General features: G+C 71.6%; 21 protein-coding genes. 12 read left to right on the plus strand and 9 right to left on the minus strand.

The features are described from left to right. The first annotated feature begins 92 nt into the window (after positions 1-92). The 3 genes from JMV16_RS15405 to JMV16_RS15415 are packed head-to-tail and all read left to right on the plus strand — an operon-like array spanning position 93 to position 1,059. Positions 93-230, plus strand: coding sequence for a hypothetical protein (locus JMV16_RS15405; RefSeq protein WP_201495163.1), 138 nt, complete (start codon positions 93-95; stop codon positions 228-230). A gap of 48 nt (positions 231-278) precedes the next feature. Then, positions 279-656, plus strand: coding sequence for a 4-carboxymuconolactone decarboxylase (gene pcaC, locus JMV16_RS15410; RefSeq protein WP_201495164.1), 378 nt, complete (start codon positions 279-281; stop codon positions 654-656). Positions 657-663: 7 nt separating this feature from the next. Next, positions 664-1,059 (plus strand): tautomerase family protein, encoded by a 396-nt coding sequence (locus tag JMV16_RS15415; RefSeq protein ID WP_201495165.1) that lies wholly within the window; start codon positions 664-666, stop codon positions 1,057-1,059. A gap of 108 nt (positions 1,060-1,167) precedes the next feature. Here JMV16_RS15415 and JMV16_RS15420 read toward each other — a convergent pair whose 3' ends face one another. Then, on the minus strand, positions 1,168-2,133 hold the full coding sequence (locus JMV16_RS15420; RefSeq protein WP_201495166.1) for a diguanylate cyclase domain-containing protein: 966 nt from the start codon (positions 2,131-2,133) through the stop codon (positions 1,168-1,170). Positions 2,134-2,206: 73 nt separating this feature from the next. Continuing rightward, positions 2,207-3,196 (minus strand): ProQ/FINO family protein, encoded by a 990-nt coding sequence (locus JMV16_RS15425; protein ID WP_236580533.1) that lies wholly within the window; start codon positions 3,194-3,196, stop codon positions 2,207-2,209. 54 nt (positions 3,197-3,250) lie between these two features. Here JMV16_RS15425 and JMV16_RS15430 point away from each other — a divergent pair, with 54 nt between their 5' ends. Next, complete coding sequence (locus JMV16_RS15430) at positions 3,251-4,513, plus strand: FAD-dependent oxidoreductase (RefSeq protein ID WP_201495167.1); 1,263 nt, start codon at positions 3,251-3,253, stop codon at positions 4,511-4,513. Here the strand turns inward: JMV16_RS15430 and trhA are convergent. Further along, a complete protein-coding gene (gene trhA, locus JMV16_RS15435) occupies positions 4,510-5,190 on the minus strand; it encodes a PAQR family membrane homeostasis protein TrhA (RefSeq protein WP_411565037.1) in 681 nt (226 codons plus the stop codon). The genes JMV16_RS15430 and trhA overlap by 4 nt on opposite strands. Positions 5,191-5,358: 168 nt before the next feature. Between trhA and JMV16_RS15440 the strand changes: the two genes are divergently transcribed. Further along, positions 5,359-6,063 carry a PEPxxWA-CTERM sorting domain-containing protein gene (locus tag JMV16_RS15440; RefSeq protein ID WP_236580534.1) on the plus strand — a complete coding sequence of 235 codons (705 nt, stop codon included), beginning with the start codon at positions 5,359-5,361 and terminating at the stop codon, positions 6,061-6,063. A gap of 53 nt (positions 6,064-6,116) precedes the next feature. Here the strand turns inward: JMV16_RS15440 and JMV16_RS15445 are convergent, their stop codons facing one another. Genes JMV16_RS15445 through JMV16_RS15465 form a run of 5 tightly spaced genes read right to left on the minus strand, consistent with a single transcriptional unit; the run spans position 6,117 to position 10,921 of the window. Beyond that, positions 6,117-6,977, minus strand: a complete 861-nt coding sequence (locus tag JMV16_RS15445) for an EamA family transporter (RefSeq protein WP_236580535.1) — start codon at positions 6,975-6,977, stop codon at positions 6,117-6,119. Then, positions 6,974-7,519, minus strand: coding sequence for a phosphonate degradation HD-domain oxygenase (locus tag JMV16_RS15450; protein ID WP_201495168.1), 546 nt, complete (start codon positions 7,517-7,519; stop codon positions 6,974-6,976). Before JMV16_RS15450 ends, JMV16_RS15445 begins: the two co-directional genes overlap by 4 nt. A gap of 2 nt (positions 7,520-7,521) precedes the next feature. After that, positions 7,522-8,949, minus strand: a complete 1,428-nt coding sequence (phnY, locus tag JMV16_RS15455; protein WP_201495169.1) for a phosphonoacetaldehyde dehydrogenase — start codon at positions 8,947-8,949, stop codon at positions 7,522-7,524. A 6-nt stretch (positions 8,950-8,955) separates the two neighbouring features. Next, complete coding sequence (gene phnA, locus JMV16_RS15460; RefSeq protein WP_201495170.1) at positions 8,956-10,182, minus strand: phosphonoacetate hydrolase; 1,227 nt, start codon at positions 10,180-10,182, stop codon at positions 8,956-8,958. A gap of 19 nt (positions 10,183-10,201) precedes the next feature. After that, positions 10,202-10,921, minus strand: a complete 720-nt coding sequence (locus JMV16_RS15465) for a phosphonate utilization associated transcriptional regulator (RefSeq protein WP_201495171.1) — start codon at positions 10,919-10,921, stop codon at positions 10,202-10,204. 178 nt (positions 10,922-11,099) lie between these two features. On the opposite strand from JMV16_RS15465, the gene JMV16_RS15470 reads away from it, so the two are divergent. Genes JMV16_RS15470 through JMV16_RS15495 form a run of 6 tightly spaced genes read left to right on the plus strand, consistent with a single transcriptional unit; the run spans position 11,100 to position 17,108 of the window. Continuing rightward, positions 11,100-12,143, plus strand: a complete 1,044-nt coding sequence (locus JMV16_RS15470) for a putative 2-aminoethylphosphonate ABC transporter substrate-binding protein (RefSeq protein ID WP_201495172.1) — start codon at positions 11,100-11,102, stop codon at positions 12,141-12,143. Next, positions 12,140-13,234 carry a putative 2-aminoethylphosphonate ABC transporter ATP-binding protein gene (locus JMV16_RS15475; protein ID WP_201495173.1) on the plus strand — a complete coding sequence of 365 codons (1,095 nt, stop codon included), beginning with the start codon at positions 12,140-12,142 and terminating at the stop codon, positions 13,232-13,234. The genes JMV16_RS15470 and JMV16_RS15475 overlap by 4 nt, the downstream gene beginning before the upstream one ends. Then, positions 13,231-14,937, plus strand: a complete 1,707-nt coding sequence (locus JMV16_RS15480; protein WP_201495174.1) for a putative 2-aminoethylphosphonate ABC transporter permease subunit — start codon at positions 13,231-13,233, stop codon at positions 14,935-14,937. Before JMV16_RS15475 ends, JMV16_RS15480 begins: the two co-directional genes overlap by 4 nt. A gap of 16 nt (positions 14,938-14,953) precedes the next feature. After that, positions 14,954-16,084, plus strand: coding sequence for a 2-aminoethylphosphonate--pyruvate transaminase (locus JMV16_RS15485; RefSeq protein ID WP_201495175.1), 1,131 nt, complete (start codon positions 14,954-14,956; stop codon positions 16,082-16,084). Further along, positions 16,081-16,752, plus strand: a complete 672-nt coding sequence (locus tag JMV16_RS15490) for an HAD family hydrolase (RefSeq protein ID WP_201495176.1) — start codon at positions 16,081-16,083, stop codon at positions 16,750-16,752. Before JMV16_RS15485 ends, JMV16_RS15490 begins: the two co-directional genes overlap by 4 nt. Beyond that, on the plus strand, positions 16,749-17,108 hold the full coding sequence (locus tag JMV16_RS15495) for a hypothetical protein (protein ID WP_201495177.1): 360 nt from the start codon (positions 16,749-16,751) through the stop codon (positions 17,106-17,108). Before JMV16_RS15490 ends, JMV16_RS15495 begins: the two co-directional genes overlap by 4 nt. A gap of 22 nt (positions 17,109-17,130) precedes the next feature. On the opposite strand, the gene recG is transcribed toward JMV16_RS15495, so the two are convergent. Beyond that, a complete protein-coding gene (recG, locus tag JMV16_RS15500; protein WP_201495178.1) occupies positions 17,131-19,281 on the minus strand; it encodes an ATP-dependent DNA helicase RecG in 2,151 nt (716 codons plus the stop codon). A 51-nt stretch (positions 19,282-19,332) separates the two neighbouring features. On the opposite strand from recG, the gene queA reads away from it, so the two are divergent. Next, positions 19,333-20,388, plus strand: coding sequence for a tRNA preQ1(34) S-adenosylmethionine ribosyltransferase-isomerase QueA (gene queA / locus JMV16_RS15505; RefSeq protein WP_201495179.1), 1,056 nt, complete (start codon positions 19,333-19,335; stop codon positions 20,386-20,388). The last annotated feature ends 198 nt before the right edge of the window (positions 20,389-20,586 follow it).

Consider the following 20,586-nt stretch of genomic DNA (forward strand, 5'->3'; position numbering starts at 1 on the left):
CAGCGCCCTGGTCGCATCGGGCTCGCGCCCTGGGCTGGCCCTGCCGACACTGCCTGCCATCGACCCATCGCCCCACCACCACGGAGCCCACCATGACGCTGACCTCCCGCACCCTGGCCCTCGCACTCGCCGCCGCGCTGACCCTGGCCATGCTGGGCAGCGTCGATCACCTGGCCCAGGTGGAGCAGGTGTCGGCGCCCATGGCCCAGGCCAGCGCGCCCCGGGCCTGAAGCCCGGCGGGCTCGTAAACTGCGGTCGCCGCGACCACGGAACGAGCCATGAACCAGGATTTATTCGACCAGGGGTTGAAGACGCGCCGCGAGGTGCTGGGCGCCGAGTATGTCGACGCCGCCATCGCCAATGCCGACGACTTCACCCGGCCGCTGCAGGAGCACACCACCCAGTACGCCTGGGGCGACATCTGGAACCGCCCCGGCCTGGACCGGCGCACGCGCAGCCTGCTCAACCTGGCCATGCTGACGGCGCTGAACCGCCCGCACGAGCTGCGCCTGCATGTGCGCGGCGCCTTGCGCAACGGCGTCAGCAAGGAAGAGATCCGCGAGGTCTTCATGCAGACCGCCATCTACTGCGGCGTGCCGGCGGCGATGGACAGCTTCCGCACTGCACGCGAGGTCTTCAAGGAAGACGGCGTCTGAGCCCCGCATGCCGAGCTGCGTGATCGAGGTCTGCCGGCCCTACACGCCGGCCGAAGAAGAGGCCTTGATGGAGTCGGTACACGAGGCCCTGGTCGAGGCCTTCCGCATCGCGCCGGCCAACCGCAATGTGACGCTGCTCGTCCACGCGCCGCACCGCTTCATGGGCCGGCCCGACTGCCCCGACCCCACGCGCCTGACCAACGTCAGCATCCACGTCCTGCCCGGGCGCAGCCTGGCGGCCAAGCGCCGCCTCTACCGTGCCATCTGCGAGCGCCTGCAGGCCCTGGGCGTGCCGCCGGCCTGCGTGCTGATCCGCCTGCACGAGATGAGCGCCGAGAACATCGCCGTGCGCGGCGGCCAGGCGGTGTGCGACATCGAGCTGGGCTACCCGCTCGACGTTTGAGACGGATTCGCCTTCGACTGCCTGACGCCGTTGGGCCGCCTCGCCGTGCGAAAGAGCACTGTCTTCGGCGGCCCGCCTGGTTGTCCGGTCGAATCCGAATCCGTCGGGTCAGAGGTCTTCCAGCTCGGCGCCGCAGGACTGGTTGCGCCCGCGCGACTTGGCCACCTGCAGCTGGGCCGAGGATTCGCGCAGCAGCAGGGCCACGCTGCCGACCACGTCCACCGGCTTGGTGGCCAGGCCCATGCTGACGGTGAGCTCCGGCGCCACGCCCGAGCCGGGGTGGTCGATGCCCAGCGCGCGCACCGCCAGGCCCAGGCGGTGGGCGAGGTCGAGGCCGCCCTCGACATCGGTGTCGGGCAGCAGGCAGACGAACTGGCCGCCGCTGAAGCGCGCCACCAGGTCGCCCGGGCGCTTGAGGCTGGTGCGCAGCAGGGTCGCGACGCGGCGCAGGCACTCGTCGCCCAGGGCCGGGCCGTGGTCCTGGTTGTAGCGGTTGAAGGCATCGAGGTCGATGCGCAGCAGGCCCAGCTGGGCGCCCACGCGCACGGCGCGCGCCCATTCGCAGGCCAGTCGCTCGTCGAAATAGCGGCGGTTGCACACGCCGGTGAGTTCGTCGACGAAGACCCAGTCGCGCAGCAGGTCGGCCTGGCGCTTGAGCGTGACCTGGGCGCCGACGCGGGCGCGCAGCACACGGGGGTGGATGGGCCTGGACAGGAAGTCGGCGGCGCCGGCGTCGAGTGCGTCGATCTGCGCCGTCTCGTCGCCGCGCTCGGTGATGACGAGCAGCGGCGTCTCGGTGCTCTCGGGGCGGGCCCGCAGGCGGCGGCACTCGGCGGCGGCGCCGCCCTCGATCTCGGCCGCCAGCAGCACCAGGTCGGGCGCCGCCGCGCCGGCGTCGCCCAGCCTGACCGGCGACGCGGCCGCGACCTCGATCTGGTACTCGCCACCCAGCGCTGCGGCCAGGCCGGCGGCGCGGGCCGGGTCGGGGTCGACCAGCAGCAGCCGTGCGCGGCGCACCAGCTCGTCCAGGGGCGCGGGTTCCAGGCCCGCGGGTCGGGCGGCGGCAGCGGTCATGCTCAGGCTCCGTGTTCAGCGCCGCGGAAGACAGGCATCCGGAAAGGGGACGCGGCGGCGGCGAGGGCCGAGTCTAGGCCTCGCGCGGCCCTTGCGGCTGACCGTGGCGGCGCCGCCGCGGTGCTCCGTCACGCCGGGGCGGACGGCCACCTTCGGGGCGCGGCCCGCGCGGGTCGGCGCGCGGGTCGATCTGCGGCGGGCGCTCGGCGCGCTCCTGGCGGGCCTGCGCCAGGCGGGCCTCCAGCGTGGCTTCGTCCAGGCCCTTGAGGGTGCAGAAGTTGGCGCGCGTGAGCGTGCTGGTCTCGAAGGCGCGCAGCAGCTGGGCGCGCTCGCGGCGCTCGATCTCCTCGGGGCTGGGCGGCGGCCCCGGCTCGCGCCGGGGTGCGGCGCTGCGTGCGGCCAGGTGGCGGGCCTCGCGCTGGGCTTCACGTTCTGCGGCGCGGCGGGCCTCGACGATGGCGCGGCGCCGTTCCAGCTCGGCGGTGGCGGCGGTGCGGTGCTCGTCGCTCAGCTCGCCGGCCGGCTGGCCGTCGAGGTCGTGGCGCTGCGTCGCCTGCACCATCGCGCGCAGATAGGCGTTGCTGGTGGTGTGGCGGTGCAGGAAGACCGAGAGCGTGCGGCGGTTGAAGAGGCCGGGCGCGCGCTGCTGGATGTCGGCCTGGATGCGCAGCTTGACCGGCAGCGCGCGGTCGGCACCGAAGAGGGCCGGAAACAGCTCGGCCAGCCTGGCTGCGCAGGCGGCCGGTGGCAGGTCGGGCGGCGGCGGGGTTGCGGCGGGGCCGATGTCCGCCGGGGCGTCGCCGGCGGCTTCGGCTTCCCCCGCGGCTACCGCGGCGGCTTCTGCAGCGTCGGCGTTTGCGGCGTCGGCCGGCTCGGCCAGGGCGGCCGCAGCCACTTCGACCGCCTCGGTGCTTGCGGCCTCGCTCGCGGCCGTGTCGGGCTCAGCGGCCTCAGCGGGCTCGGTGGCGGCCACGGCCACGGGCGGCGTGGCCGGCTCGGACAGGGGCGTCGCGGCGGCGGTGTCTTCGGGTGTCGATTCGGGCAGCATAGAGAGCGGTTGCATCTGCGCAGTGCAGGCCGCGATTGTCGTCGCGCCGGCGGCTGTTAATCTGAGGCGATGAAGATCGCCGTCATCGGCGGCGGCCTGGCCGGCCTGTGCGCTGCCTGGCTGCTGTCGCCGCGCCACCGCGTCACCCTGCTCGAGCGCCATGCGCGGCCGGGCTTCGTCGCCAGTTCGGTGGCGGTGGATGGCAGCGCTGGCGCGCCGCGCGTGGACGTGCCGCTGCGCGTCTTCTATCCCGGCTACTACCCGACCCTGGTGCGCCTGTACCAGGCCCTGGGCGTGGCCAGCGAGCCGGTGAGCTACGCCGCCACCTTCTGTGGCGCCGACGGCCGAGCCTATTTCCGCTGGCGCATCCTCGGCATGGGCGCGCAGGCCTGGCCCTATGTGCTGCCGCAGGATTTGCTCACCTCGCGCGCCCGCCGCATCGCCGCCGGCGCGCTGGCCTTTCGCGGTCTGGCGCGGCTGGCGCTGGCGCGCGACGAGCTGAACGGGCTGAGCCTGGGCGATTTCGTCACCCGCCACGGCCTGGCGCCGGCCTTCGTCGACGGCCTGCTGCTGCCGACCTGGGCCACCATCGCCACCTGCACCCACGCCGACGCCCTGGCCTACCCGGCCGCGGTGGTGGCGGGCTACCTGGCCGCCGGCGTGGCCCACCAGAGCGTGCGCCGCGCCGTGCTGGGCGCCGACGAGGTGGCGGCACGGCTGGTGGCCGGCATCACGCGCGTACAGTGCGGCGCCGAGGTGCAGGCGCTGCGCGCCGATGACTGTGGCGTGCAGGTGAGGCAGGCCGACGGCCAGGACGAGGCCTTCGACCACGTCGTGCTCGCGACCCAGGCCCACCAGGCGCTGGCGCTTTGGCAGGGCGCGCCGCCGGCCGAGGCGGCGGCGCTGGCGGCCTTCCGCCACCGCGCGCTGGAGGTCGTGATGCACCGCGACGCCGCGCTGATGCCGCGCCAGCGGGGCGACTGGTCGGCCGTCAATGCGCGTGTCCTGCCCGGACTGGACAGCCCCGAGGCGACGATCTGGGTCAATGCGGTGCAGCCGGGCCTGCGCGATGCGGCAGACGTCTTCCAGACCGTGCAGCCGCAGCGCGAACCGCGTGCCGACCGCGTGATCTCGCGCGCCCGCTTCGAGCGTCCGCTGGTCGACGCCGCCAGCCAGCGCGCGCTGGCCACGCTGCAGCGGCTGCGGGCGAAGCCGGGGCGGCGCGTCTGGCTGTGCGGCTCCTACGCCGAGGCCGGCGTGCCGCTGCTGGAGAGCGCGGTGCGCTCGGCCCATGCGGTGGCCGCGGCCATCGATGCCGCCGCCGGCCTCTAGGGAGCCAGGCCGAACTGCCCCAGCGCCGCCATGAAGTGGCAGGCGCTGCCGCCCATCACGAACAGGTGAAAGGCGAAGTGGGCATAACGCAGGCGGTTGTCGAAGACGAAGACCACCGCGCCCAGCGTGTAGGCCAGGCCGCCGGCCACCAGCCAGGCCAGGGCCGGACCCGGCATGCGCTGCGCCAGGGGCACGGCGGCGATCACCACCACCCAGCCCATCGCGACATAGAGCGCGGTTGACCACAGCGGATGGCGCAGCAGGTTGAAGAGCTTGGCCGCCACACCCAGCACGGCCAGGCCCCAGACGATGCCGAACAGCGACCAGCCCCAGCCGCCGCGCAGTGCGCCCAGCACGAAGGGCGTGTAGCTGCCGGCGATGAAGACATAGATGGCGGCGTGGTCCAGGCGCTGGAACCATTGCTTGGCGCGTCCGGCCGGCAGCGCGTGGTAGAGCATGGACACGGCATAGAGCAGCGCCATGGTGGCGCCGAAGACCGCGGCGGCGGTGATGTCGGCCGCGCCGCCGCGCTGCACCGCCAGCGTCACCAGCACCGGCAACGCCGCCAACGCCAGCAGCAGGCCGAGGCCGTGGCTCAGCGCATTGGCGATCTCCTCGCCGGGGGTCTGGGCGCGACCGGCGAAAGGGGCGGAATCGGTGGAAACCATGACGGCCATGCTAGCGCCTGTGCGCCGGGCCGTGATTTGCGTCACGATTCGCCGATTCCCCCCAGGCCTTCCCCTGTTTATCGGGGATGTGCGAAAAAGGGGCCCGGGCCAAGATGCGCCCCTTCGCGGCCGGCCGGGCACACAGGGGTGTGGCTGGCAGGCCCTCAGGGATACAAGATGAGATTCGTCCAGACTTTTGCGGCGCTGCTAGCGACTCTTGCCACCGTCGGCATGGCCGGCAAGGCCTCGGCCACCGTTACCGATGACAGCCACCCGGCCTACACCCTGACCTGGGACGAGACCACGGTCTTCGGCAACCCGTCCTTCAGCTTTGGTTCGGGCGCTGCCGCGCTGGGTTTTGGCTGGTCGGTGCCGACGGCGCTGAACGTGGCCACCATCGACCAGCAGGTGACGGCCACCTTCACGCTGCCGGCCGTCACCGTCACGGCCAAGCCGGGCTGGCGCCTGGGCGGGCTGGTGGAAGCCTTCATCGGCAACATCACCTACGTTGAGTTCGGCGGCCTTACCGCCATCTCCGGTGCCGGCCTCGTTGCCGTCGATGGCGGGCCGGTCAGGCCCTTGGCCGGTGCGCTCACCAAGACCGTCACCAGCGCCGTGCCGGGTGTCTTCGAGACCGGCTACTTCTCGGCCACCCTGCGTCTGCCTGTGCCCAACTTCAACAGCCTGGCCTTCAGCGGCGGCAGCCTCACGCTCAGCGCCGTGGGTGGGCGTGGCGCCGCCATCACCGGCCAGCTGCAGAACCAGATGAGCCTGAGCTTCGAGGCCGTTGCTGCGCCGGTGCCTGAGCCCGCCAGCTGGGCGCTGCTGCTGGCCGGCCTGGGCGTCGTCGCCACCGGCCTGCGCCGCCGCCGCGCCGGCTGAAGCCGGCCGCGGCTCAGCCCTCGCCTGCGAGACAGGCTCGGTCCTGCGTCCCGTTAGCCCAGCCGCAGCGCCATCACTCCCACCACCACCACCAGCGTGCCGATGGCGCGCTGCAGGCCGAAGCGTTCCTTCAGCAGCCAGCAGCCCAGCAGGGCCGCGAACAGCACCGAGGTCTCGCGCAGTGCGGCGACGCTGGCCACCGGGGCCTGGGTCATGGCCCACAGTGCGATGGCATAGCTGCCGATGGAGGCCGCACCGCCCAGCGCCGCCTTGGGCCAGCGTCCGCGCGCATAGGCCAGCAGTTGCTGCCGCCGCGGGCCGCGCCGGCTCCACCACACGCCCACCGGGTAGGTCAGGCCGTCGAGCACGAAGAGCAGCATCACATAGCGCAGGGCGTCGCCCGAGATGCGGGCGCCGAGGCCGTCGATCAGCGTGTAGGCGGCGATGATGGCGGCATTGGCCAGCGCATAGGCCAGGGCCTTGCCGTGGTGCAGGGCCTCGCCCGGATGCGCGAGCCCGACCAGGGCCACGCCGCCGGTGATGCCGACGATGCCCAGCCAGGCCGCGGCCGAGGGCGCCTCGCCGATGAAGTGGCCGCTGGCCAGGGCCACCAGCAGCGGCGCGGCGCCACGCATGATGGGATAGGTCATGCCCAGCTCGCCGTGCTCGTAGGCGCCGGCCAGGGCGATGTAGTAGCCGATGTGGACCACCAGCGAGGCCAGGATGTAGGGCCAGCTCTCCGGCTTGGGCAGGCCCCAGGCCAGCACCAGCGGCAAGGCCAGCAGCGCGGCGCAGAAGTTGAGCAGCGCGGTGTCGGCCGCCTTGTCGCCCGACGACTTGACGAGCGCGTTCCAGCCCGCGTGCAGCGCGGCGCCGCACAGCACGGCGAGCAGGACGGGGCCGCTGAGGCTCAAGACAGGGCGCAGCGCCGGGCGCGGGCCAGGAAGTGCGACAGCGGAGGGGTGGCGGCGCCAGCGACCTTGGCTGCGTCGTCCCACAGGCGCAGGCGCACGGCCGACTCGGCCCCGGTCTGGGCGATGAACCCGGCCGCCTGGGCGGCGCTGTAGACGCCGCCCTGCAGCGCCAGGCTGCGCTGCGAATCGGGTGACAGTGCGGCCACGTAGCCGGGCCGCGTGGCGCAGAGGTAGCGCTTGGCGTCGACGTGCAGGCGGATGCCGCCCAGCACGCGCTCGCCGAACAGGCCTTGCAGCAGCGGCAGGGCGGCGTACTGGTGGCGATCATCCAGGCCGCGCAGCGTGGGCGTGGCGCCCAGGTCGCGCAGCAGATGGCCGAGGTCGTGCAGCAGGCAGGCGGTGACGAGCTCGTCGTCGGCGCCGTCGGCCTCGGCCAGGGCCGCGGTCTGCAACGCGTGCTCGAGCTGGGTCACCGGCTCGCCGGCGTATTGCTCGCCGCCGCGGCGGGCGAAGGCGCTCTCGATGTCCTGCAGGCGGTGCATGCTCAGGTCCAGGGCAGGCTGTAGGTCTTGAGATGGGTGTAGAGCTTCATGGCTTCCTGCACGCCTTCCTTGCAGCCCAGGCCGGAATCCTTGAGGCCGCCGAAGGGCGTCAGCTCGAGCCGGTAGCCGGGCACCTCGCGCACGTTCACCGTGCCCACCTGCAGCTCGGCGACGAAGCGGTTGATGTAGTCGAGCCGGTTGGTACACACGGCCGAGCTGAGGCCGTAGGCCGTGCCGTTGCTGATGCGAATGGCCTCGTCGATGTTCGAGAAACCGATGATGGGCGAGACGGGGCCGAAGGTCTCTTCGCGCACCACGGTCATGGCCGGGTCCACGCGGTCTATCACCGTCGGCGCGAAAAACGCACCCTCGCGGCGGTGGCCGGCGAGCAGGCGCGCGCCCTGGGCCAGGGCTTCGTCCACGCGCGCCTCGAACTGCCGCGCCGCGGCCTCGTCGATGACGGTGCCCATCTCGGTGTCGGGGTGGGCGGGGTCGCCGTGGCGCCAGGCGCGCGTCTTGTCGACCACCAGGTCGGTGAAGCGCTGGCGCACGGCCTCGTGCACCAGCATGCGCTTGACGGCCGTGCAGCGCTGGCCCGAGTTCTTGTACGAGCCTTGCACCGCCAGCGAGCTGGCCTCGTCGAGATCAGCGTCTTCCATCACGATGATCGGATCATTGCCGCCCAGCTCCAGCACCAGGCGGCGGTAGCCGCTGCGCGCCGCGATGTGCTTGCCGATGGCCACGCCGCCGGTGAAGGTGACGAGCTCGACCGCCGGGTTCGTGATCATCTCGTCGGCAATCTCGCGCGGGTCGCCGGTGATCACCTGCAGCATGGCCGGCGGCAGGCCGGCCTCGTAGAGCAGGTCGGCGAAGGCCAGCGCCGACAGCGGCACCTTCTCGCTCGGTTTGAGCACGACGCGGTTGTTGGTGGCCACTGCCGGCACCACCTTGTGCGCGACCTGGTTCATCGGGTGGTTGAAGGGCGTGATGGCGGTGATCACGCCCAGCAGCGGTTCGCGCAGCGTGTGGACGCGGCGCTTGCGGCCGTGGGGGGTGATGTCGCAGGCGAAGGTCTGGGCGTCGTCGCGCAGGCACTCGTTGGCGCCGAACATCAGCACATCGGCCACGCGCCCGGCCTCGTAGCGCGTGTCCTTGAGGCACAGGCCCGATTCGCTGGTGATGAGGGCCGCGATGGCCTCCACACGCTCGCGCACCAGGGCCGCGGCGCGCTGCAGGATGGCGGCGCGCTCGAAGCGCGACAGCGTGGGCTTGCAGGCGCGCGCCGTTTCGTAGGCCAGCTTCACCTCTTCCAGCGTGGCCTTGGGCACGCGGCCGACGAGGGTGCCGGTGTAGGGGTTGTGGACGTTGATCGCGGGCTCGCGGCCGGCGCCGATTTTCTCGCCGGCGATGCGCAGGGCTTCGTTGAGCATGGCGGTTTACTGCGCGCGGTTGAGCGCCAGCTCGAAGGCATCGAAGTTGCGCCAGCGGCGCCCGGTCTCGAGCCCGGCGATGGGGCGGTTGACGATCAGCGGCACGCGCTGTTCGGAGATGCCGCCGTGGCTGCGCAGCGGCACCTCCAGCGCGCCGAGGTCGTGGCGGGCGGCGGCGGTGCCGATGACGGTGGAGCGCTCGGACACCACCACCAGGTCGCCGATGCGGTCGGCCGGCAGCTCGAAGGCGGCGGCGGCCTGCTCGCGCGTCAGTACGCGCTCTATGCCGCGCAGCGCGGCGAGGCGCTCCGCGGTGCGGGTCACTTCCTCGGCCGGCAGGTAGACCGTGGCATAGGAGCCGAGCGCGCCGTGGTGCACGACGTAGGGGTCGGTGATGGGCAGGATGGTGCGGGCGCGGCCGCTGCCCAGCCAGGCGTCGAGATGGTCCTGCAGGTAGACCACGTCGGGCCTGCCGTCCATCCAGGTCTTGGCGTTCATGCCGTGGTCGGCGGTGAGCGCGATGACGCAGCCGATCTCGTCCAGCGCCGCGAGGTGGCGGTCCATCATGGCGTAGAAGGCGTTGGCGCCGGCCATGCCGGGGGCGCTCTTGTGCTGCACGTAGTCGGTGGTCGAGAGGTACATCACTTCGGGCCGCGTGGCCGCGGGCCGGCTCATCAGGGCCACGCCGGCGGCGAAGACGAATTCCGACAGCGCCGCGCTGTAGACATCGGGCAGCGGCAGGCCCACCAGCGCCAGCACGTCCGCTACGCCGTGCTCGGCCAGGTTGGCGGTGTCGGCCTTCTCCGACGAGAAGCAGATGCTGCCCGGCGCCATGCCCTTGCCCAGCAGCAGGCGCAGCTTGTCCTTGGCGGTGACGACGGCGCAGCGGCGGCCGGCCTTCGAGAGCGCGGCCAGGATGGTGGGCGCGCGCAGCCACTTGGGGTCGTTCATCATCACCTCGGTGCCGCTCTCCACGTCGTAGAGGTAGTTGCCGCAGATGCCATGCACGCTGGGCGGCGCGCCGGTGACGATGCTCAGGTTGTTGGGGTTGGTGAAGGTGGGCACGACGCAGTCGGCCACCAGGGCCGTGCCTCTGGCCAGCGTGCGTTGCATCCACGGCATGTGGCCGCCGGCCACGGCCTGGGCCAGGTAGTCGGGTTCGCAGCCGTCGACGCAGACGATCACGGTGGGCTGGCGCGGCTGGGCGTAGCGGCGGCCGTTGACTTCGAGCATGGGGGTTCCTTGTTGAGGATCAGGCCGCGCTGTCATGTGCGGGTTGGGGCGCGGCATGGTTGCGCAGCGTGCGCTCCTTGCTGTCCAGCACATGGCGGCGCATGGCCAGGCCGGCGGCCTGTTCGTCGCCCGCGGCGATGGCGGCCACGATGGCGCGGTGCTCGTCGGCCGACAGCGGCAGCTGGGCCGCATCGGCCAGGTTGCGGCGGCGGAACAGCGAGAGTTCGTTGATCAGCCGCCGGTACAGCGCGGTGAGCTTGCGGTTGCCGGCCAGCTCGACCAGGGTGTCGTGGAAGGCCAGGTTGAGCAGGTGGTAGGCATCGGCATCGCCGGCGGCCACCAGCCGCTCCATGGCCTCGACCTGGCCGCGCAGCCGGCGCAGCTGCGATGGCGTGGCGCTGACGGCCAGACGCCGGCCCACGGCCTCGTCCATGATGGCGCGCAGGTCGTAGATCTCCAGCGCCTCATCGAGCGGGATGGCGCGCACGAAGGCGCCGCGGTTCTTTTCCTGGCGCACCAGGCCGGCCTCTTCCAGCATGCGGAAGGCCTCGCGCACCGGCCCGCGCGAGACGCCCAGCTGCTCGGCCAGCGTGGCCTCGATGAGCTTGTCGCCCGGCGCGAGCTCGCCCTGCACGATGCGGCGCTCCAGCTCCTGCTGCACCGCGCTGGTGAGCGAGCTCGACTGCAGCAGCGCAATGGTGGACTGCGCCGGCGCAAGGGATGACGGTGCCGCCTTCATGGCCGGGCATTGAAGCACCGGCAATGTAGATTGTCAACAATTGGCAAAAAACCGTTGACACAATCAGTTGCCGCATCTTAGATTTCGCCCGGCCTTGGCCGCTGCCCGTCACCACCGCGACACGCCGAGGCCGCAGACTGGCGGGTTCGACCTACCCCACACCTCCGAGGAGTACCCCTTGCGCATCCAAGCACCCTTGCAGACGCTGGCCGCCAGCGCATTGCTGGCCCTGTCGCTGGCCGCCACGGCGCAGACGAAGACGACGCTGCTGGTCTACACCGCGCTCGAGACCGACCAGCTCAAGGCCTACCAGGAAGGCTTCAACAAGGTCAACCCCGACATCGAGCTGAAATGGGTGCGCGACAGCACCGGCGTCATCACCGCCAAGCTGCTGGCCGAGAAGGCCAATCCGCAGGCCGACGCGGTGATGGGCGTGGCGGCGTCCAGCCTGGCGCTGCTGGACAAGAACGGCATGCTCGAGCCCTACCGGCCGCTCAATGCCGACGCCATCATGAGCCAGTACATCGACAAGAAGAAGGTGCCGGCCTGGTTCGGCATGGACGTCTGGGGCGCCACCGTCTGCTTCAACACCGTCGAGGCGGCGAAGAAAAACATCCCCAAGCCCGAGACCTGGAAAGACCTGCTCAAGCCGGCCTACAAGGGCCAGATCGTGATGCCCAACCCGGCCAGCTCGGGCACCGGCTTCTTCGACGTCACCGCCTGGCTGGCGCTGTGGGGCGACAAGGGCGGCTTGGGTGACGGCTGGAAGTACATGGACGGCCTGCACGAGAACATCGCGCAGTACACGCACAGCGGCTCCAAGCCCTGCAACATGGCGGCCAGCGGCGAGTACGTGGTGGGCATCAGCTTCGAGTACCGCGCCAACGCCAACAAGGCCAAGGGCGCGCCCATCGACCTCGTCTTCCCCAAGGAAGGCCTGGGCTGGGATCTGGAGGCCTTTGCCATCCACAAGGGCACGAAGAAGCTCGACGCCGCCAAGAAGCTGGCCGACTGGGCCAGCAGCAAGGACGCCATGCTGCTGTATGGCAAGAACTTCGCCATCACCGCCCAGCCCGGCGTCGCCGCGCCGCTGGCCAATGTGCCCAAGGACTACGAGGCGCGCCTGGTGAAGATGGATTTCGCCTGGGCCGCCGACAACCGCGAGCGCATCCTGGCCGAGTGGAACAAGCGCTACAGCGCCAAGTCGGAACCCAAGAAGTGACGGCGGGGGCGTCCCCAGCCCCCTACCTGCGGCTGGCCGGCATCCGCAAGGATTTCGGCAGCTTCGCGGCGCTCAAGGGCATCGACCTGGACATCGCCCAGGGCGAGTTCGTCTGCTTCCTGGGCCCTTCGGGCTGCGGCAAGACCACGCTGCTGCGCATCATCGCCGGGCTCGAGGTGCAGAGCGCCGGCCGCATCGAACTGGCCGGGCGCGACATCTCGCGCCTGCCGCCGGCCGAGCGCGACTACGGCATCGTGTTCCAGAGCTACGCGCTGTTTCCCAACCTGAGCGTGGCCGACAACGTGGCCTACGGTCTGGTCAACGGCAAGGTCGACCGGCAACACCGCGTCGAACGCGTGCGCGAGCTGCTGGCCCTGGTCGGCCTGCCCGGCAGCGAGGCCAGGTTTCCGGCCCAGCTCTCCGGCGGCCAGCAGCAGCGCATCGCGCTGGCGCGGGCGCTGGCCACCTCGCCGGGCCTGCTGCTGCTGGACGAGCCGCTGTCGGCGCTGGACGCCATCGTGCGCGTCAAGCTGCGCGGCGAGATCCGCGCCCTGCAGCGCCAGCTGGGCGTGACCACCGTGATGGTCACGCATGACCAGGAAGAAGCCTTCGCCGTGGCCGACCGCGTGGTCGTCATGAACCAGGGCTCGATAGAACAAGTGGGTACGGCCACTACCGTCTACCGCGAACCGGCGACGCCCTTCGTGGCCGACTTCGTCGGCCGCATCAACACCCTGCCGGCCACGGCCGGCGCCGAGCCTGGCCAGCTGAAGATCGGCGAGCGGGTGTTCCGCAGCGAGCACCCCTCGGCGCTGGCTCACGCCGCGGGCCAGGATCTGCGCATCTGCCTGCGCCCCGAAGACGTGGTGGCGCGCCCGCTGCCGCCGGGCGACCCCAATGTGATCGAGGCGCGGGTCGAGAAGATCGACTTCATGGGCCCCTACTGCCTGGTGCGCGTGTCGAGCGGCGCGCTGGGCGAGCAGGCGCTGACGGTCTATCTGTCGCTGCATTTCCTCACCGAGGCGCGGCTCGAGGTGGGCAGCTTTCTGCCGCTGCGGCTGCTGCCCGAGCGGATGCGGGTCTACGCGTGAGCGTCACCGCGCTGGCCGGCGCCGGCGTTCGCCACCATGTCCACTGGACCGAGAGGCTGGCCCACGCCGCCCTGCTGCTGGTGGCGCTGGCGCTGCTGGCCTTTCTGGCAGCGCCGCTGGCCACCATCCTGCAGAAATCGGTGCAGGACGGCGACGGCCGCTTCGTCGCGCTGGCCAACTTCATCGCCTATGCGCAGACACCTTCGCTGCTGCAAAGCCTGGGCAACAGCCTGTGGGTGAGCGCGCTGGTCACCGTCGTCACCGTGCCGCTGGCCTTTGGCTTTGCCTATGCGCTGGCGCGCAGCTGCATGCCGCTCAAGGGCCTGGCGCGCACCATCACCCTGGTGCCGCTGCTGGCGCCCTCGCTGCTGTCGGCAATCTCGCTCATCTACTGGTTCGGCAACCAGGGCGTGCTCAAGGGCTGGATGCTGGCCCTGGGCGTGGAGCAGATCTACGGCGCGCCGGGCATCGTGCTGGCCGAGATCTTCTCGACCTTCCCGCATGCGCTGATGATCCTCGTCACCGCGCTGGCCGCGGCCGACGCGCGGCTCTACGAGGCCGCTGATGCGATGGGCACCTCGGTCGCGCGCAAGTTCTTCACCATCACGCTGCCGGGCGCCAAGTACGGGCTGATCTCGGCGGCGCTGGTCACCTTCACCCTGGTCGTCACCGACTTCGGCATCCCCAAGGTCATCGGCGGCAACTTCAACGTGCTGGCCACCGATGTCTTCAAGCTCGTCATCGGCCAGCAGGATTTCCAGAAGGGCGCCGTGGTGGCGCTGCTGCTGCTGGCGCCGGCGGTGCTGACCTTCGCGGTCGACCGCTGGGTCGGCCGCAAGCAGACCGCCATGCTCACGGCGCGCGCCGTGCCCTACCGCGCCAAGCCGGCGCCGGCCTTCGACGCCCTGATGTCGATCTACTGCGCCGGCACCTGCGTGCTGATCCTGGCCATGCTGGGCATGGCGGTGTTCGCCTCCTTTGCCACCTTCTGGCCCTACAACCTGCAGCCCAGCCTGCGCCACTACACCCTGGGCCTGGTTGACGCCGAGGTCGGCGTGGCCTTCGTCAACAGCCTCAAGGTGGCCGGCGGTACGGCCGTGTTCGGCACACTGCTCGTCTTCGTCGGCGCCTACCTGCTCGAGAAGACGGCCGGCCTGGCGCGCGTGCGCGTCGCGGTGCGGCTGCTGGCTCTGCTGCCCATGGCCGTGCCCGGGCTGGTGCTGGGCCTGGGCTACATCTTCTTCTTCAACGCGCCGGCCAATCCGCTGGGCGGCCTGTACCACACGGTGACGCTGCTCACGGTGTGTACCGTGGTCCATTTCTACACCACCGGCCACCTTACGGCGGTGACTGCGCTCAAGGCGCTGGACCCGGAGTTCGAGGCCGTCTCGGCCTCGATGAAGGTGCCCTTCTACAAGACCTTCTGGCGCGTCACCCTGCCCATTTGCACGCCGGCCCTGGTGGACATTGCGCGCTACTTCTTCATCAACGCGATGACCACGATCTCGGCCGTGGTCTTCCTGTATTCGCCCGAGACCAAGGTGGCGTCCATCGCCATCCTCAACCTCGACGAGGCCGGCGAGATTGGCGCCGCCGCCGCCTGCGCGGTGCTGATCGCCGCCGCCAACACCGTGGCCACGCTTCTCTTCATGGGGCTTTCGCGGTGGGTAGACCGCCGCACCCAAGCCTGGAAGACGCACTGAAGGAGACAAGGTAGACATGGACCGCGACCGCACCCTGCTCACCCCCGGCCCGCTCACCACCAGCCTGCGCACCAAGCTCGCGATGCTGCGCGACTGGGGCTCGTGGGACGCCGACTTCAACGCCGTCACCGCCGGCGTGCGCGCACGCCTGCTGGACATCGTGCATGGCCAGGCCACGCACACCGTGGTGCCGCTGCAGGGCAGCGGCACCTTCAGCGTCGAGGCCGCGGTGGCCACCGTGGTGCCGCGCGATGGCCATGTGCTGGTGCCCGACAACGGCGCCTACTGCAAGCGCGCCGCCAGGCTCACGCAGCTGATGGGCCGCCGCGCCAGCGTGCTGCCGCAGGCCGAGGACGCGCCGGTCTCGGCCGCGCAGGTGGAAGAGCGGCTGCGCGCCGACGTTTCGATCAGCCACGTCGTGCTCATCCACTGCGAAACCGGCACCGGCGTACACAACCCGCTGGAGCAGGTGGCCGAGGTCTGCCAGCGCCTGGGCCGCGGCCTCATCGTCGACGCCATGAGCAGCTTCGGCGCCCTGCCCATCGACGCGCGCAGCCTGCGCTTCGACGCCCTCGTGGCCGCCAGCGGCAAATGCCTGGAAGGCGTGCCCGGCATGGGTTTCGTCGTGTTGCGCCGCGAGGTGCTGGAGCGCTGCGCCGGCCACAGCCAGAGCCTGGCGATGGACCTGCACGAGCAGTGGCAGTACATGGAAAAGACCGGCCAGTGGCGCTTCACCCCGCCCACCCATGTGGTGGTGGCGCTGGGCGAGGCCATCACGCAGTACGTGGAAGAAGGCGGCCAGCCCGCGCGGCTGGCGCGCTATGCCGACAACTGCGCCACCCTGGTCGACGGCATGGCCGCGCTCGGCTTCCAGCCCTTCCTGGCGCCGGCGGTGCAGGCGCCCATCATCGTGACCTTCCACGCCCCGGCCGACCTGGCCTATGATTTCGCGCGCTTCTACGCCGCCGTCAAGGCGCGCGGCTTCCTGCTCTACCCGGGCAAGCTCACGACGCTGGAAACCTTCCGCGTCGGCTGCATCGGCGCGATAGGCCGCAACCAGATGCGCGAGGCGGTGGCCGCGGTGGCCGACGCGATGCGCGAGATGGGCATTGCCAGCGGCAAGCCCGCCGCATCCGTCGCCCGGTGAAGCTCACCGTCTTCGATCTCGACCACACGCTGCTGGCCGGCGACAGCGATGTGCTGTGGTGCGATTTCCTGCTGCAGCAGGGCCTGCTGGATCGCGCCGAATTCGCCGCCCGCAATGCTGCGATGGAGCGCGACTACCGCGCCGGCCAGGTCAGCGTCCAGGCCTTCAGCGCCTTCTACGTCGGCACCATGGCCGGGCGCAGCGCCGCCGAATGGCAGCCGCTGCTGCAGCGCTTTCTGGATGAGGAGATCGCGCCGCGCCTGCCGGCCGCCGCCCATGCCCTGCTGCGGCGCCACCAGCAGGCGGACGACCTGGTGGTGCTGAGCACGGCCACCAATCGCGTGATCGCCGCACCGACCGCGGCCCACCTGGGCATCACCCACCTCATCGCCACCGATTGCGGGGTGGACGACGATGGCCGCTTCAACGGCCAGGTGCTGGGCACGCCGAACATGCGCGAGGGCAAGGTGGCGCGCCTGCACGCCTGGCTGGCGGCGCGCGGCCAGCAACTGGCCGATTTCGAAAGCCGCTTCTACAGCGATTCGATCAACGACCTGCCCCTGCTGGAGGCCGTAGACCATCCGGTGGTGGTGGACGCCGATGCGCGGCTGGCGGCGCTGGCGGCGCAGCGCGGCTGGCCGGCAATCTCGCTGCGCGGCGGCGCATGACGGCGGCCTCCGAGCGCTGGACGCTGAGCGCCGGCGATGTCGCCACCGCCACGCTCACCATTCCCGCCGACGCGCGGCGCGAGCGCCGCTTCGAGATCGCCTGCGCCATCACGGTGGCCGTGCCCGAGTCCTTGCTTATGGCCGCCGCCGCACCCTGGCACCAGATGACGGTGCAGGCCAACGGCACCCAGTTGTGGCGCCGCCGCGAGGCCTCGCACAACCCCGGCGCCTGGGACGGCCTGGACTACCGCTTCGCGCGCAGCGTGGCTGTGGGCCAGGCGTTGCGCATCACGGTGGCGGTGGCCGCCCACGGCGTGCGCCGCCGCAGCCTGGTGATCGAGGCCGACGAGGTCTAGCGCCGCCGCTGCCGCGGTGCGCTCAGGCTTTGAGGAACTCGGCCCGGCCCGCCAGCCAGCGCTGCACCTGGGCTTCGGCCACCTCGGGCCGCTCGCGCAGCAGGCGCGGCGCCTCGGCGCGGGCGCGCTGCAGCAAGGCGTCGTCGGCGGCCAGGTCGGCAAAGCGCAGCAGCGCGTCGCCGCTCTGGCGCGCGCCCATGAACTCACCCGGGCCGCGGATCTCGAGATCGCGGCGCGCGATCTCGAAGCCGTCGGAGGTTTCGGCCATGGTGCGCAGCCGCGCCTTGCCGGTGGGCGACAGCGGCCCGGTGAAGAGCAGCACGCAGACGCTGGCGGTGGCGCCGCGGCCCACGCGCCCGCGCAGCTGGTGCAGCTGGGCGAGGCCGAAGCGCTCGGCGTGCTCGATCACCATCAGGCTGGCGTTCGGCACGTCGACGCCGACCTCGATCACCGTGGTGGCCACCAGCAGCTGCGTCTGGCCCGCCGTGAAGCCGGCCATCACCGCCGCCTTCTCGGCCGCCCTCATGCGGCCGTGCAACAGGGCCACGTTGACGCCCGGCAGCGCCGCTGCCAGCTCGGCATGGGTGGCGGTGGCGTTCTGCAGGTCCAGGTGTTCGCTCTCTTCCACCAGCGGGCAGACCCAATAGACCTGCCGCCCCTGCGCCACCTCGTCGCGGATGCGCCCGATCACCTGGGCCCGCTTGGCGTCGGCGAAGACCTTGGTCAGCACCGGCGTGCGGCCGGGCGGCAGCTCGTCCAGCGTGCTCACCGCCAGGTCGGCGAAGTAGCTCATCGCCAGCGTGCGCGGTATGGGCGTGGCGCTCATCATGAGGAGGTGGGGTTCGAGATGCGGGCCCCCAGGCTCCGGCTGCGCCTCCGCCACCCCCCGAGGGGGCTGTGCCGGCTTGGGGCGGCCCGGCGCCGGCACGGCCTGCCGCTCGAGCTTCTGCCGCAACGCCAGGCGCTGGGCGACGCCGAAGCGGTGCTGCTCGTCCACCACCGCCAGGCCCAGGCGCGCAAAGGCCACGTCGTGCTGGATCACCGCGTGCGTGCCCACCACCAGCAGGGCCTCGCCCGAGGCCACCTGCTCGACCATCTTCTGGCGTGCCTTGCCCTTGCGGCTGCCGCTGAGCCAGGCGGTGGTGATGCCCAGCGGCGCCAGCCAGCCCACCAGCTTGCGGAAATGCTGCTCGGCCAGGATTTCGGTGGGCGCCATCAGCGCGCACTGCCAGCCGGCGTCCATGGCCACCGCGGCGGCGAGTGCCGCCACCACGGTCTTGCCCGAGCCCACATCGCCCTGCAGCAGGCGGTGCATGGGCTGGGCGAGTGCGAGATCGGCGCCGATCTCGGCCACCACGCGCTGCTGCGCGCCGGTCAGCGCAAAGGGCAGGGCCGCACGCAGCCGGAATGCCAGGCCATCCTCATGCGGCGCCAGCGCGGGCGCCGCCAGCCGCGCCCGCGCCGCCTGGGCCTGGCGCTGGGCGAGCTGCTGGGCCAGCAGTTCCTCGAACTTCAGCCGCTGCCAGGCCGGGTGGCTGTGGTCCTCGATGGCGGCCAGCGGCGTGCCGGGCGGCGGCTGGTGCAGCAGCTGCAGCGCCTCGCGCAGGCTGGGCAGGCCGGTGGGCAAGGTCGCGGGCGGCAGGATCTCGGCCAGCGGCGCGCGTGCCAGCGCCGAGGCCACGGCCTTGCGCAGATAGGCCTGGGGCAGCGCGGCGCTGGCCGGATAGACCGGCGTCAGCGCCTGCGGCAGCGGCGCATCGGGCGCCACGGCGCGGAACTCGGGATGCACCATCTCGCGCCCGAAAAAGCCGCCGCGCAGCTCGCCGCGCGCACGCACGCACTGGCCCGGCGCCAGCGCCTTCTGCTGCGCCGGGTAGAAGTGCAGCAGGCGCAGCACCAGCTCGCCGCTCTCGTCGGCCAGGTACACGACGAGCTGGCGCCGCGCCCGCGTCTCGACGCGGCTGTCCCGCACCACGCCCTGCACCTGGCCCACCTCGCCCTCGCGCAGGCTGGCGATGGGCACGAGCCGCGTCTCGTCCTCGTAGCGCATGGGCAGGTGCAGCGCGAGATCGATGTCGCACGCCAGGCCCAGCTTGCGCAGGGCGCGGGCTGGGCCTGAAAGCGGTTGGAGCGAGGGCTTCGCGCCCTCTGCGGGCGCCGGGGTGGGCGGCATGGAACAATTTTGCGTCCCCCAGCTCCCTCCCAGGCCGGTCCAGCCTGTCGCATGAAGAACCAAGCCTCATCCCCCCGCGCCTACGGCGTGGAAGATTTCGATTTCGAGCTGCCGCCCGAGCTCATCGCCCAGCACCCGGCGCCCGAGCGCAGCGGCTCGCGCCTGCTCGACGGCCGCGGCGCGCTGCCGGTGGACCGCGTGTTCCGCGAGCTGCCCGGCCTGCTGCGCGCCGGCGACCTGCTGGTCTTCAACGACACCCGCGTCATCAAGGCGCGGCTGCACGGCGAGAAGCTGGCCACCGGCGGCGCGGTCGAGGCCCTGGTCGAGCGTGTCCTGCCCGGCCATGAGGTCTGGGCCCACCTGCGCGCCAGCAAGTCGCCGCGCGCCGGCTCGGTCGTGCGTTTTGCCGACGCCTTCGACGCCGAGGTGCTGGGCCGCGCCGGGCCCGAGGCCGCCCTCTTCCACCTGCGCTTTCCGGCCGATCCGCTGGCCCTCCTGCAAGCCCACGGCCATGTGCCGCTGCCGCCCTACATCAGCCACGCCGACGAGGCCGATGACGAGGCGCGCTACCAGACCGTGTTCGCCGCCCGCCCCGGCGCGGTGGCCGCGCCCACCGCGGCGCTGCACTTCGACGAGGCCGTGCTGCAGGCGCTGCAGTCCGCCGGCGTGGCGCGCGCTGCAGTGACGCTGCACGTGGGCGCCGGCACCTTCCAGCCGGTGCGCGCGGCGAGCATCGCCGGGCACCGCATGCACAGCGAGTGGTTCGAGGTGGGCGCTGACACGGTGGCCGCCATCACCGCCACACGCGCCGCCGGTGGCCGCATCGTCGCCGCCGGCACCACCACCGTGCGCGCCCTCGAATCAGCGGCGCGCGCTGGCGCGCTGCAGGCCTGCTGCGGCGAGACCGACATCTTCATCACGCCCGGCTTTGATTTTCGCGTCGTCGATATGCTGGTCACCAACTTCCACCTGCCGCGCAGCACCCTCCTGATGCTGGTGAGCGCCTTCGCCGGTTATGAGCAGGTGATGGCGCTCTACCGCCACGCGGTGGAGTCGCGCTACCGCTTCTTCAGCTATGGCGACGCCATGCTGCTGCAGCGCGCCTGATCCGGCGAAGAAGTCACGAATTGCAGGCCCAATTCCACGCCATTCGCGAGGTTTTACGAAATAGAGTTCTGCACCCCCCTGAATGAGTGCTCCAGCCCCGCGGCAATAAGGCTGCGCCGGCTTGACTCAGGGCGCCGTTTTGGGGTAGGGCAGGAGAAGTTAATGCGAGTGCGTAGTCTTTCGGTTCTGGCATCCGCC

This window comes from Rubrivivax sp. A210, assembly GCF_904426505.1.
In the GTDB taxonomy this organism is placed as follows: Bacteria; Pseudomonadota; Gammaproteobacteria; order Burkholderiales; family Burkholderiaceae_C; genus Rubrivivax.